The following is a 12795-nucleotide window of genomic DNA, read 5'->3' as shown; positions in this document are numbered from 1 at the left end:
GGGTACAAGGGCTGGGGGATTCATGGCAAAGGACGCACCACCCCGCTGGGACCGCAGGATGCAGCAGCGGCTGGCACGTGGCGAGGCGGCGGCGCTCGGCGAGCTCTACGACCGTTTCGCCTCACTCGTCCACAGTCAGGCCCACCGGATGCTGGACGACGAGGACGCCGCCGACCTGGTGACCCGCGAGGTCTTCGGCTACGTCTGGGAGAACCCGGACGCGTACGACCCGAAGCAGGGCTCGATGAGGTCCTGGGTGGCCCGTCTCACCCACCGCCAGTCCGTGCGGCGCCTGCGAAACGCGGAGCTCTCCCCGTACGGGGCCGCCGGGGGCGACGAGGACGCACCGGGTCCCGAGGACCTGGAGGAGCGGGTCCGCAGGGCCACGGCGGCGGCCCGCGCCGACTACATCGTGGCGTCGATGCCCGCACCCCTGCGCGCCGCTCTGCAGCTCGCGTACATCCAGCGCAGGGACTACCGCCAGACCGCCGCCGACCTCGGAGTCACCGAGGACGAGGCCAGACGACGGCTGCGGCTCGGCCTCCAGCTGCTCTCCACGGCGAACACCCGCCCGCTGGAGGGGTCCTCCCCGCCCGGATACGGACGGTCCCTGTGAGCGGCGACGCATCCGACGGTCACGACGGCGGCGGCCGCGAGGGCGAGGGGCGGGACGAGGAGGTGCGGGGCGCCCGGCGCATACCCGGCCCGCGGGCCGCCGCCGACGACTTCGACCTCGCACCCTCCCTGCCCCCGCTCCCCGAGCCGCCCGTCACACCGGCCTCCGACACTTCCGCCCCCTCGCCTCCCTCGCCTCCCTCGCCTCCCTCGCCTGCCGAAGAGCACGCACCAGCTCCGACACCGGAACCGGAACCCCCCGTGGCACCACCGTCCGCGCCCGCCCTCTCCCACCGGGTCCTCAAGGCCCTGCTGGGCGCCTGGGCCCTGGCCGCCTGCTCCGCCGAGGAGACCGCGGCCGTCGAGGAGCACCTCACCGGGTGTGCGCCCTGCGCGGACGAGGCCCTGCGGCTGCGCGACGCGGTGGGCCTCCTGCACACGGACCGCAGCCTGGACCTCGACCCGCTGCTGCGCTCCCGGGTCATCGAGGGCTGCCTGGGCCGCCGCCCGGCCAGGATCCCGGTTCCCGTCTGGGCCGCTCCGTACGACGCGGAGACCGCCCGGCTCGACGCCCTGCTCAGCGACATCGGCGACTCGGAATGGCACGCCCCGGTCCGGCTGAGGTGGTTCGAGGGCGAGCGCGCCGTCAACCGCAAGACGACGGTCGCCGGAGTGATAGGGCATCTGATGACCGTCGACGGCCTGGTCTCCACGGCTCTCGGCCTCGATGATCCGATCGGCAGCGGTGAACGCTCCCGGTCGCCGGCCGAGCGGACCGAAACATACTGGGCAGCCGCTTATCGGCCACTGACCAGGGCCGTACGCGGACCCTGGCGCGAGCAGAGCCACACCCTCATCAGGACCGTCTCCTTCGCGGGCCGCGGCGTCGCGGAGCGCTCCGTCCCGTACGGGGACTTCGCCCTCCCGCTCCAGGACTCCATGCTCGACCGGGCCTTCGAGTGCTGGGTGCACGGCGGCGACATCGCGGCGGCGGTGGACTATCCGTACGAGGCGCCGTCCCCGACGCACCTCCACCGGATGATCGACCTGTCCGCGCGGATGCTGCCGGCCACTCTCGCCGAGCGCCGCCGCACGGGCCTGGCGGGACCGGCCCGCCAGCTCGTCACGGCCGGCTCCCCGGGCCGCTCGCTCCATCTGGAGGTCGAGGGCCTCGGCGGCGGCGACTGGTACATCGCGCTGGACTCGCCGGCCGCGGTCGGCTCCCCCGACCACACGGTCGCGCAGGTGGCGCTCGACGGTGTGGAGTTCTGCCAGCTCGTCGCGGGCCACATCTCACCGGTGGAAGCGGCGGCGGGCCAGGAGGGGGACCGCGAGGCGATCCGCGACGTGCTCTCCGCGGCGGCGTCGCTCAGCCGCCTGTAGCGACCCGGCGGTTTACGGAAAGACCACCGTGCGGCGGCCGTTCAGCAGGATGCGCCGCTCCGCGTGCCACTTCACGGCACGCGCCAGCGCCTGGCACTCCACGTCGCGGCCCACGGCGACCAGCTCGTCCGGCGTGACACCGTGACCGACCCGCTCGACCTCCTGCTCGATGATCGGCCCCTCGTCGAGGTCGGCCGTCACGTAGTGCGCGGTCGCGCCGATCAGCTTCACACCGCGCGCATGCGCCTGGTGGTACGGCTTCGCGCCCTTGAAGCTCGGCAGGAACGAGTGGTGGATGTTGATGATCCGGCCGCTCAGCTGCTTGCAGAGGTCGTCCGAGAGCACCTGCATGTAGCGGGCGAGCACAACCAGCTCGACGCCCTCCTCGCGGACCAGCTCCAGCAGCTGCGCCTCGGCGTCCGCCTTGGTCTCCCTCGTCACCGGGATGTGCCGGAAGGGCACGCCGTACGAGGAGACGAGCTCCGCGAAGTCCGTGTGGTTGGAGACGACGGCCGCGATCTCGACCGGCAGCGCGCCGCTGCTGGAGCGGAACAGCAGGTCGTTGAGGCAGTGCCCGAACTTGCTGACCATCAGCACGATCCGCATCCGGTCCGGGGAGCGGTGGATCTGCCAGTCCATCCGGAACGCGTCGCTGATCGCGGCGAAGCCGGCCCGCAGCTTCTCCGCCGTCACTCCGGCGTCCGCCGTGAAGTGGACGCGCATGAAGAACAGACCGGTGTCGTGGTCCCCGAACTGCTGACTGTCCTCGATGTTGCAGCCGGTCATGAAGAGATAACTCGACACGGCGTGAACGATGCCCTTTTTGTCAGGACAGGAAAGCGTGAGGATGTACTGCTCGGACTCGGCGTCCGAGGCAGCGGCGGGAACGGAGTCGGCAGGCTGCGGCGCGGTCATGCCCGTAGGGTGCCACACCCGCCCCGGCTCAGGCCGATCTGGTCATGATGCGGAGCACGTCCAGCGAGTGCGGCGGAGTGTCCGGGTCCTCGCCGTCGTTCGTGGCGAGCATCACATGGGCCTCGCGGGCGGCTCGTACGGCCTCCGGCCAGCCGTGGTGCTCCAGATAGGCGGACACGGGGGCGTCGGCGCCGACCTGGTGCATGATCCGCAGCACCCGGAGCGCGGCTACGTCCACGAGGGCGGCCTCGCCGGAGTCGCGGAAGATCGTGCCGATGTACTTCTCGGCGGACCAGTTGTCCAGCCAGGTGTCCTCGACCAGGCGGTACACGGCGTCGGTGACGTCCCCGTACCCTTCCCGGCCGGCCAGCCAGCACTCGTGGTGGAAGACGGGGTCGGAAAGCATGTGCAGCGCCGAGCGCACGTTGCTGCGCCAGCGCCACCATGGCATGTCATTGAGCGGCATGCCGCCCATGGTGGAGGAGCGACGGCCGCGACGGGAAGTGTTCTCCGAACCTTGCTGCACGGTGGTCGATCGTACGTTCCCTTTGCCTGTGTGCGTACGGCCCCCCGTAATTCACCTGGACGTCACCGAGCGTTGCACGCAGCACACTGCGGCGTTACCCCGGGCGCGGAAATGTTCATGCCCATGACCGGACGGCGATGCCTCATCCCACTCCGCCCCTTCCGACTCCTCACCGCCACGGCCGCTGCCGGGGCGCTGCTCACCTCCGGCTGCGGCGTGCTCCCCGGCTCCTCCGGGGGCTCCAAAGAACCCGTGACCGTGATGACCTGGGCCCCTGACCGCTCGCCGGACGGCTCGCCCCAGGCGATGGCGGGCGTCTCGGCCATGGCGACGGCGTACGCCCGCTCGGTCAACGAGGAGGGCGGCATCAACGGGCACGAACTGCGCGTGATCACCTGCGACGAGGGCGACACCCTGCTCGGCGCGGGACGGTGCGCCCGCGAGGCGGTCAAGCGGGACGCGGCGGCGGTGGTCGGCTCGTACAGCCGTCACGGGCAGGCGTTCATGGCTCCGCTGGAGGCTGCCGGAATCCCGTACATCGGCGGCTACGGGGCCTCCACCGAGGAATTCACGAGCTACAACTCCTACCCGGTCAACGGCGGCCAGTCGGCGCTGCTGGCCGGCAACGGCAAGCAGCTGGCGGCCGGTTGCGAGCAGGTCTCCCTCGTACGGCCCGACTCGATCAGCGGCGACGGCATGCCCCCGCTCCTCAACACCAGCCTCGCCGAGTCCCGTCGGCCCAAGTCCGTCGACATCCTGGCGCCGGAGGAGGCGACTTCGTACGACGACCAGGCCGCCCAGGCGCTGGAGAAGTCCGGCGACGGCTGTGTGACGGCGGTGCTCGGCGACCGTACGGAGACGTTCTTCGACTCCTTCCGCCGGCTCGAACCGGAGGGCAGCCGGGTACGCGTCTCCTCCGTCCTCGGCAGCGTCGGCCAGCCGCTCATCGACCGCACGGGCGGGCGGAACAGCCCGTTCGAGGGCGCGTACGTCACCGGCTGGTACCCGGACTCGAACGACTCCCGCTGGGCCGAGATGCGCCGGGTGATCCGCGAGTACGCGTTCGCCGACAACCGGGTCGACCCGGAGGACACCGGCGTGCAGACCACCTGGATCGCGTACACGGTGCTGAGGGCGGTCATCGAGGAGATCGACGAGCGGCGCATCACGGCCGGCAAGGTCTCCGCCAGCCTCAACCAGGGCACCGAGGTGGACACCGGCGGGCTCACTCCGGTGCTGCGCTGGCGCTTCAAGGACATGCTCGGCACGTCCGCGTACCCGCGCATCATCAACGGGCAGGTGACGTTCCAGGTGGTGCGCGACGGCCGCCTCGTCGCCGAGAGGAAGGGCTTCGTGGACGTCTCGGAGACCCTGTCGGACGCCCGCAGCGTCGGCTGACCCGGACAGAAGTACCTCGGCACGCCGGCAGGCCCGGCTCCGGATGTCCGGAGCCGGGCCTGCCGTCACGGCGTCAGAGTTCCTGCGGGCTGCGCTTCGTCAGCCCGTACTTCGTCGCGATGGAGTTCCACAGTCCGGACGCCTGCCGCTTGGCCGTGGTGGCCTCGCCGCTGCGCACGGTGGCCTGCGCCGTCTCGTCGGTCGACCTGGCGTGGCCGCCCTTGCAGATCTTCTTGTTGTTCTTGGCCTGCACGGCCCAGGCGGCGTAGTGGTCGTCGGCCGAAGCGGACGCCTGCCACGCCTTCGTCAGCGAGGACGACAGCTCGGTGTGCTGCGGCAGCTTGTCGACGGAGAGGTCCTTGAGCCGGGTCACCAGATCGCGGCGCTGCTGGGCCGCGCCCTTCAGATCGCTCGCGGCCTGGTCAAGCGCCTGGCACGACTTGATCTTCTCGACCGCGCTGATCACGGCCGCCCGGCTGTTGTTGCTGTCGGCGAGCAGCTTGTCGAGCGCCTGCGCCTGCGGCTCGGCGGGGTCCGCCGCCGGCTGCGCGCTGGGCTGCTCGGCCGCTGAGCTCTGCGAGGCCACCGGCTGCTTGTCGTCCGGCTTGCCGTCGCCGCCGCTCATCAGGGCACCCGCCCCGAGTCCGATGACGGCGCAGCCCACGACGACCGCGGCGATCAGCGGAACGTGCGCGGACCGCTTGCGCCGCGGCTCGTGGTCCCGCTCCGGTTCGTGCATGCCCTGGGCGGCCTGGATGCCCTGTAGGCCGGACTGGTAGCCCTGGGGGCCGTGCGGCGGGTGTTGCTGGTGCTGCTGCGGGTGCTGCTGCTGCTGCTGCGAGGGATCGAAGTGCGGCATCTGCTGCGTCGCGCCCGAGGGCGCCTCGCTGCGGAACAGGTTGTCGAACTCGGCGGGCGGCGGCCGCTCACCGGGCGTCCCGGGCCTGATCCCGTACGGTGCCCCACCGGGCACCGGGGGTATGAGCTGGGTCGCGTCGGCCTCACCCGGCGCCGCCTGCCCCAGGAACTGCGTGGACTCGGCGGGGCGCTCCGGCGGCAGGCCGCCGGGCCCGGAACCGCCGGGCACGGGCGCGATGAACTGCGTGGCGTCCGCGTCCCCGCCGGACCCCGGTGCGAGACCCGGCACGGCCTCCGGCGGCAGCGGCTGGGCGTACGGCAGGGGCTGCGACGGATTCTGGACGTGCGGCTGGGCCTGATAGGCACCACCGGGCTGGGGCTGGGCCTGGTACGGGCCCTGCTGCGGCGCGTACGGGCCCTGCTGCTGATACGGGCCCTGCTGCTGGTACGGCCCCGGCTGCGGGGCGTACTCCCCCGGCTGGGGCTGCGAGGGCACGTTCCCGTACGGACCGGGCTGCCCGACCGCGTACTGCTGCGCGGGCGGCAGCTGCCCGTCCTGCCGGGCCGGCGGCAACTGCCCGGGCGCCTGGGCGCCCGGAAGCTGCGGCTGACCGTCATGGGGCCCCCAGGGCGATCCCCACGGCTGCCCTCCCGCGGGGACGGCCTGATCGGCCGGCCCTGGCGCGGGCGGGCCCACGGTCCAGGGGGCACCACCCTCCGCGGGCAGCACGACACCTTCGTGCGTGGGCCGTACAGCAGGGGGCTGCTGTTCGTCGCCCTGTCCGCTCTGCGTCACCGGGACTCCTACGTGTCAACCTACGGAATCGTCGGCTCACGCTATCGGGTGGTTGCCGCACTCCGCCAAGCGCGTGATGCCGCTCACCACCCCTTCACACGGGAGCCCGCACCCCGCCGTCCGGGATCGCCCCGGCGGACGGCCCGTCGCACCCGCCGCTCAGGCCGCCTGGAGCTCCAGCCGGGCACCGAATTCACGGACCGCGGGCTCGTCCCCGTACGGCACGAGCCGCTGCTGGAAATCATCGAGATACTCCGCACCCCGGCTGGAACGCACCGTCGCCAGCAGCTCCACCGCCCGGCTTCCCGTGTGACACGCCTGCTCCACCTCCCTCATCTGCACCTGCGCGGTCGCCAGCAGCACGAGTCCGATGCCCCTGCGCCGCGCCCTGGTCTCCGGCAGCGCGGCCAGCGCCTCCGCCGCCCGGCGGGCGGCCGCCTCGCCCTGCCCCAGATCGCGGTGGCAGTGCGCCAGTTCGTCCGCGAGGTACCCCGCGTCGAAGTGCGCGATCCACGGCGGGTCGTCACCGCTGTCCGACTCCGCGTGCTCCAGCGCCGTCAGCGCGCGGCCCGCCACCGCCTGGCAGGTGCGGGCGTCGCCCAGCAGCGCGTGCCCGCGCGCCTCCGCGGCGAGGAACATCGCCTCGGCCCGCGGGGTCACCCGGCCCCGCGCGCCCTCCTGTGCGGCCCGTGCCAGCTGCGCGATCTCCCTCGGATTGCCGAGCTGCGCGGCGAGATGACTCATCGAGGCGGCCAGCACATAACCTCCGTAGGCCCGGTCGCCCGCCGCCTGGGCCAGCCGCAGCGCCTGGATGTAGTACCGCTGGGCGAGCCCCGGCTGACCGGTGTCCACCGCCATGTACCCGGCGAGTTCGGTCAGCCGTGCCACGGCGCCGAACAGTTCCCGGCCGACCGATTCGCGGTACGCCCCCGAAAGCAGCCCGGACACCACGCTGTTGAGGTAGTGCACCAGGACCGGGCGCACATGTCCGCTGCCGAACCGGTGGTCCAGGTCGACGAGCGCGGCCGTCATCGCCCGTACCGCCTCCACATCGGGCATACCGACGCGGGCACCCGCGGTCCGGGCGACCTGCGGGTCGGCGCCCGAGATCAGCCAGTCGCGGCTGGGTTCGACGAGGGCGGAGGCGGCCACCGCCGATCCGGCGAGCAGATCGCGCCGCCCCACGTCGCTGCGCCACAGCTCGCAGACCTGCTCGACCGCGCCGAGCACGGTCGGGGCGAACTGGAGGCCCACGCCCGAGGCGAGGTTCTTGCCGTTGGCCATGCCGATCTCGTCGATCGTGACCGTACGGCCGAGCTTGCGGCCGAGCGCCTCGGCGATGATTCCCGGTGCCCTGCCCCGTGGTTGCTGCCCACGCAGCCACCGGGCGACGGACGTCTTGTCGTAGCGGAGATCGAGCCCGCGCTCGGCTCCGACCATGTTGACGCGGCGGGCGAGGCCCGCGTTGGAGCAGGCCGCTTCCTGGATGAGCGTCTGGAGCCGTTCGTTCGGCTGGCGGGCGACGAGAGGTCTGGCTGCCATGTTTCCCCCTGAGACCGCAGTGATCGGTGAAGGGATCACTGCCCGGCACATATACAAGAAATGCGCATATTCATCGGCATTCGGTACGAGCTGTCGCGGTTTCTCGGCACGGGTCATCGCACAGTCCTGTATGTGGCTACCCGCACATCGATGCACCGCCGCACGCGCGCCCCCGTCCATGCCTCGATGCGCCCCATATGCGGGATCGATGCACCGTGACCGGGTTCGCCACGCCCGTAACCCCGGGTGGTGGCGGCAGTTGTGCTGTTCGTGGAAGAGCCCATCGGAGTCACGGAAACCGCACAGGTCCCCCAACAGCGAGGTGAGCAGCTGCTCGACGCCGCAGTGCGGTATGCGGAAGAGCGGCACTGGGACGTGTTCCCGGGCACCTGGCTCGAAGCCGTCGAGGGGATGGAGCGATGTTCGTGCGGGGACACCGGCTGCGCCGCGGCGGGAGCCCACCCCACCCGTCCGGACTGGGCGGGCCAGGCGACGGGCAGCGCGGCGGCGGCCCGCCGGATGTGGTCCAAACAGCCGACCTCCTCGATCCTCCTGCCGACCGGGCGGACCTTCGACGCGATCGACGTCCCGGAGTCGGCCGGATTCCTGGCACTGGCCCGGATGGAGCGGATGGCGCTGACCCTGGGGCCCGTCACCTGCACCCCCGACCGCCGGATGCTGTTCTTCGTCCTGCCCGGGGCCGCCGCGAAGGCCCCCGACCTCGTACGGAACCTCGGGTGGGACGCCGACACCATCGATCTCGTGGGCCGCGGCGACGGCCATTACGTGGCCGCTCCGCCGACCCGTCTCGGCGGGCGGGGAGCGGTGCAGTGGGCCCGGCGCCCCACACCCGCAAACCGGTGGCTGCCGGACGCGGAAGAGCTGATCAGCCCGCTCGCCTACGCCTGTGCGCGTGAGGCGGCCGACGCCAAGGCGCGCCTTTCGTAGGGTGGTCCCCACCATCGGGGACATCGAAAGGCAGTGCTATGCCTGACCGGGCAGACGCAAGAGCTGAGAGCACGACCACGGCGGACGGAACGCCGTCCGCCCACACGGCGGTTGAGGCGGACCGGGCGGATGGGGCGGGCGGCGCGCGGACAGCGCCGCCCGCTGTCCGCGTTCAGGGTCTGTGGAAGCGGTTCGGGGAACAGACCGCGGTCGCCGGAATCGATCTGGAGCTGCCCGCGGGCAAGTTCATCGGACTCGTGGGCCCCAACGGCGCGGGGAAGACCACCACGCTCTCGATGGTGACCGGCCTGCTCCGGCCCGACATGGGGAAGATCGAGGTCGGCGGCCACGACGTGTGGCTGGACCCGGTCGAGGTGAAGTCCCGGATCGGCGTGCTCCCGGAGGGGCTGCGCCTCTTCGAACGGCTCTCGGGACGCGAACTCCTGGCGTACATGGGCCGTTTGCGCGGGCTGCCGGGTGCCGAGGTCGACAAGCGCGCCACCCAGCTGCTCGACGTACTGGATCTGGCGGGCGCGCAGCACAAGCTGGTCGTGGACTACTCGACCGGTATGCGGAAGAAGATCGGGCTCGCCGCCGCGCTGCTGCACAACCCGGAAGTGCTCTTCCTCGACGAGCCGTTCGAGGGTGTCGACCCGGTGTCCGCCCAGACGATCCGCGGGGTGCTGGAGCGGTACACGCGGTCCGGCGCGACCGTCGTCTTCTCCAGCCATGTGATGGAGCTGGTCGAGTCGCTGTGCGACTGGGTCGCCGTCATGGTGGCGGGCCGCATCCGCGCCCAGGGCACGCTCGCCGAGGTACGGGGCGACGCGCCCTCCCTCCAGAGCGCCTTCCTCGAACTGGTCGGCGCGGGCGGCCGTGTCTCCGGGGACTCCCTGGACTGGCTGGGCGGCACCCGATGACCGTGCTCGACGCCCCTGCGGGGACCGCCGCTCCGGCCGGCCCGAGCGAGGGGATCGTCTCGGTCTTCGTACGGCTCAAGCTGACGCTGCTGCGCAACGGACTGCGCCAGTCGTCCGGCCGGAAGGCCGCGTACATCTCGTCGATGGTGTTCGCGCTGCTGCTGGCCGTCGCCCAGGTCATAGGGCTGGTCGCACTGCGGGGCAACGCCCATGCGACCGCCCTCGTGGTGCTGCTGACCGGAGTGCTGGCGCTCGGCTGGGCCGTGATGCCGCTGTTCTTCCCGAGCGGCGACGAGACCCTCGACCCGAGCCGTCTGGTGATGCTGCCGCTGCGGCCCCGCCCGCTGATCGGCGCACTCCTGGTGGCCTCGCTGGTCGGCATCGGGCCGCTGTTCACGCTCTGCCTCGCCCTCGGCTCGGTCATCGCCGTGGCGCACGGCGCGGCGGCCGCGGTGACCGGGGTGGTGGCGGTCCCGCTGACGCTGCTGGTCTGTGTCGCGCTGGCGCGGTCCGTCGCCACGGCCAATGTCCGGCTGCTGACCTCCCGCAAGGGCCGCGACCTGGCGGTCCTCAGCGGGCTGGTGATCGCGGTGGGCCTCCAGTTCGTCAACTTCGGTATGCAGCGCATCGGCCGGGCCGGGGGTCTCTCCTCCCTGGAACCGGCGGCGGACGTCGTGGGCTGGCTGCCGCCCGCCTCGGCGATCGGCGCGGTGGGTTCCGTGTCGGAGGGGGCGTACGGACGGGCCGCCCTGCAACTGCTGATCTCCGTGCTGGCGCTGGTCGTCCTGGTGTGGCTGTGGGAGCGGAGTCTCAGCAAGCTGATGACGGCGCCGGACGGCTCCACGCTCGCGGCGGCCGAGCCGGCCCGCACGAAGTCCGGAACGAGCCGCTCCGGACTCTTCGCGCTGCTGCCGGAGGGGCGCACGGGGACGGTGATGGAGCGCAGCCTGCGGTACGTGGCACGGGACCCGAAGACGAAGGCCACCTGGGTGACGGCGCTGGCCGTCGGCCTGATCGTGCCGCTGCTCAACGCCCTGCAGGGCACCGGCTCGGTCTACCTCGCGTGCTTCGCGGCCGGAATGCTCGGCATCCAGATGTACAACCAGTTCGGCCAGGACACCTCCGCGTTCTGGATGGTGTCCCTGACGATCTCCTCGACGCGGGACGCCTACGAGGAACTCCGGGCACGTGCCCTGGCGTTGCTGCTGATCACGCTGCCGTACACGGTCCTGGTGACCGTGCTGACGTCTGCGGTGCTCGGCGGCTGGGAGGCGCTGCCGGAAGTGATGGGGCTGTCCTTCGCCGTACTGGGCGCGATGCTGGCGACCGGTGCACTGGCCTCCGCGCTGTATCCGTACTCGATCCCGCAGGACGGCGCGTTCAAGAACGTGGCGCCGGGACAGGCGGGGCTCGCCTGGATCTCGATCCTCGGCGGGATGGTCGCGTCCGCACTGCTCTGCGCACCGGTGATCGCCCTCACGATCACCCTGCACGTGAGCGATCTGCGGGGCTGGCTGTGGCTGCTGCTGCCGGTGGGCGCGGCGTACGGGGCACTCGTCGCGTGGACAGGGGTACGACTGGCCGCCCCTCGCACGGCACGCCGGCTCCCGGAGATCCTGGCCGCGGTCAGCAAGGGCTGACCACGGCCGGCGAGCCGGGTTCGGGGTCTCGGCGGCGGCGGGGGGTACGGGGGCGGCGGGGGTCCGGTACGGCAGGCCGCGCGGAAGCGGTGGGGGGTTACGACAGCCGTACGGGGAATTCCGGGGAGGGTTACGACGAGACCGGTTCGCGGTTGTCGCGGGTGTCCTCGGCGAGCTGCTCGAGGAAGGGTTCCACGGCGGCCCGCCAGCCCTCCGGCCGGTCGTAGTGGACGAGATGACCGGCGTCCGCGACCTCCGCGTACTGCCCGAGCGGCAGGACGCGCACCATCTCCTGGGCCTCCGCCCGCCCCAGCTCGCCGTCGATGCCGCGCAGCACCAGGGTCGGGCACCGGACCTGGGCCAGCTCGTCCCAGTGCGCCTCGAAGACCCAGGTCGCCCGGGACTCCAGCATCCGCTCGCGGGAGAACACGGGCCCCCAGCCGTCGGCCCGCTCCGTCATCACCTCGGCGAAGAACTCGCCGCGGGCGGGGTTGGGCCGCTCCACCCAGGGGTCGTCCTCGCCGAACCACTTGCGTACGTCGGAGAGGGTCGCGAAGGGGACGGGCCAGGCGTCGAACCAGTCCTCCCACTCCCGCTGGGAGGCGGCCCCGAGGGCCGAGGCCCGCATGTCGCAGATGACGAGGGCCCGGACGAGATCGGGGCGCTTAGCGGCGAGCTGCCAGGCGGTGAGGGCGCCCATCGCATGTCCGATGAGGGTGACGGGGGCGAGGCCGAGCTGTTCGATCGCGGCCTCGGCGTCCCCGACGTAGGCGTCGCGGTCGTACGGGCCTTCGGCCGGCTGCTCGCTGCGGCCGTGCCCTCGCTGGTCGAGCCCGTACGCCCGGTGGCGCTCGGCCAGCCAGCGAGCCGTGGAGGCCCAGTGGGCGGCCCGGCCCATCAGCCCGTGGAGCATTAAGATCCCGGGCGCTCGCGCCGCCTCCGCGTTCTCCTTGGGCGGATCGGCGAACTCCCACGCCGCGAGTCGTACACCGTCGTATCCCGTCACATCGATGCGCCGCACCATAGCCCTGGCACCCCCTCTTCTCGTTGCCGATCACCGCGTGGTCGCGTCACGCCAGGCTATCGAACTCTTATTCGAAAACCGGGTTCGGGCGCACAACACCCCTCGTTCGAGTGACCACCCCCGAGGATTGGCGTCGGCCGCCTTGGGGAGATCTTCTCCGGGGGGCGGGCCGCTCGGGGAAAACGGTCCGCCGAAGCCGACCTCGAGAGCTCGGGGCTCCAGGTCGGCAC

11 protein-coding genes are annotated in these 12795 nt (G+C 72.1%); 6 read left to right on the top strand and 5 right to left on the bottom strand.

The features are described 5' to 3' along the window. Positions 1–22: 22 nt before the first annotated feature. On the top strand, positions 23–616 hold the full coding sequence (locus ACFWSK_RS03585; RefSeq protein ID WP_383781408.1) for an RNA polymerase sigma factor: 594 nt from the start codon (positions 23–25) through the stop codon (positions 614–616). After that, positions 613–1998 carry a zf-HC2 domain-containing protein gene (locus ACFWSK_RS03580; protein ID WP_383781405.1) on the top strand — a complete coding sequence of 462 codons (1386 nt, stop codon included), beginning with the start codon at positions 613–615 and terminating at the stop codon, positions 1996–1998. Before ACFWSK_RS03585 ends, ACFWSK_RS03580 begins: the two co-directional genes overlap by 4 nt. Before the next feature lie 12 nt (positions 1999–2010). Here the strand turns inward: ACFWSK_RS03580 and purU are convergent, their stop codons facing one another. Next, a complete protein-coding gene (purU, locus tag ACFWSK_RS03575) occupies positions 2011–2913 on the bottom strand; it encodes a formyltetrahydrofolate deformylase (protein WP_383781403.1) in 903 nt (300 codons plus the stop codon). A 28-nt stretch (positions 2914–2941) separates the two neighbouring features. Next, a complete protein-coding gene (locus tag ACFWSK_RS03570) occupies positions 2942–3388 on the bottom strand; it encodes a hypothetical protein (RefSeq protein ID WP_383781910.1) in 447 nt (148 codons plus the stop codon). A 174-nt stretch (positions 3389–3562) separates the two neighbouring features. Between ACFWSK_RS03570 and ACFWSK_RS03565 the strand changes: the two genes are divergently transcribed. Next, a complete protein-coding gene (locus tag ACFWSK_RS03565) occupies positions 3563–4837 on the top strand; it encodes an ABC transporter substrate-binding protein (RefSeq protein WP_383781400.1) in 1275 nt (424 codons plus the stop codon). 73 nt (positions 4838–4910) lie between these two features. Here the strand turns inward: ACFWSK_RS03565 and ACFWSK_RS03560 are convergent, their stop codons facing one another. Beyond that, complete coding sequence (locus tag ACFWSK_RS03560; RefSeq protein ID WP_383781398.1) at positions 4911–6491, bottom strand: hypothetical protein; 1581 nt, start codon at positions 6489–6491, stop codon at positions 4911–4913. Positions 6492–6650: 159 nt separating this feature from the next. Beyond that, entirely contained in the window at positions 6651–8033 is a 1383-nt protein-coding gene (locus tag ACFWSK_RS03555) for a transcriptional regulator (RefSeq protein WP_383781395.1), read from the bottom strand. A gap of 261 nt (positions 8034–8294) precedes the next feature. On the opposite strand from ACFWSK_RS03555, the gene ACFWSK_RS03550 reads away from it, so the two are divergent. From ACFWSK_RS03550 to ACFWSK_RS03540, 3 genes are read left to right on the top strand one after another with little or no spacing between them, the layout of a single operon-like run. Further along, positions 8295–8981 (top strand): bifunctional DNA primase/polymerase, encoded by a 687-nt coding sequence (locus ACFWSK_RS03550; RefSeq protein WP_383781907.1) that lies wholly within the window; start codon positions 8295–8297, stop codon positions 8979–8981. A gap of 38 nt (positions 8982–9019) precedes the next feature. Beyond that, positions 9020–9901: an ABC transporter ATP-binding protein gene (locus ACFWSK_RS03545; protein WP_383781393.1), complete on the top strand. Its 882-nt coding sequence runs from the start codon at positions 9020–9022 to the stop codon at positions 9899–9901. Continuing rightward, the gene (locus tag ACFWSK_RS03540; protein WP_383781391.1) at positions 9898–11541 is read left to right on the top strand and encodes a transporter; all 1644 of its coding nucleotides are present in this window, start codon (positions 9898–9900) and stop codon (positions 11539–11541) included. The genes ACFWSK_RS03545 and ACFWSK_RS03540 overlap by 4 nt, the downstream gene beginning before the upstream one ends. 130 nt (positions 11542–11671) lie before the next feature. Here ACFWSK_RS03540 and ACFWSK_RS03535 read toward each other — a convergent pair whose 3' ends face one another. After that, entirely contained in the window at positions 11672–12565 is an 894-nt protein-coding gene (locus tag ACFWSK_RS03535) for an alpha/beta fold hydrolase (RefSeq protein WP_383781389.1), read from the bottom strand. Positions 12566–12795 lie beyond the last annotated feature (230 nt).

Origin of the sequence: Streptomyces sp. NPDC058620, assembly GCF_042717135.1 — a bacterium.
GTDB lineage: Bacteria > Actinomycetota > Actinomycetes > Streptomycetales > Streptomycetaceae > Streptomyces.
Note: the sequence above shows the minus strand (reverse complement) of the source record. Positions and strands in the feature narration are given on the sequence as shown.

Excerpts from the sequence above, each read along its gene's own strand:
- ACFWSK_RS03585 (WP_383781408.1), top strand. The coding sequence starts at position 23 with ATGGCAAAGGACGCACCACCCCGCTGGGACCGCAGGATGCAGCAGCGG.
- purU (WP_383781403.1), bottom strand. The coding sequence starts at position 2,913 with ATGACCGCGCCGCAGCCTGCCGACTCCGTTCCCGCCGCTGCCTCGGAC.
- ACFWSK_RS03570 (WP_383781910.1), bottom strand. The coding sequence starts at position 3,388 with ATGGGCGGCATGCCGCTCAATGACATGCCATGGTGGCGCTGGCGCAGC.
- ACFWSK_RS03565 (WP_383781400.1), top strand. The coding sequence starts at position 3,563 with ATGACCGGACGGCGATGCCTCATCCCACTCCGCCCCTTCCGACTCCTC.
- ACFWSK_RS03555 (WP_383781395.1), bottom strand. The coding sequence starts at position 8,033 with ATGGCAGCCAGACCTCTCGTCGCCCGCCAGCCGAACGAACGGCTCCAG.
- ACFWSK_RS03545 (WP_383781393.1), top strand. The coding sequence starts at position 9,020 with ATGCCTGACCGGGCAGACGCAAGAGCTGAGAGCACGACCACGGCGGAC.
- ACFWSK_RS03540 (WP_383781391.1), top strand. The coding sequence starts at position 9,898 with ATGACCGTGCTCGACGCCCCTGCGGGGACCGCCGCTCCGGCCGGCCCG.
- ACFWSK_RS03535 (WP_383781389.1), bottom strand. The coding sequence starts at position 12,565 with ATGGTGCGGCGCATCGATGTGACGGGATACGACGGTGTACGACTCGCG.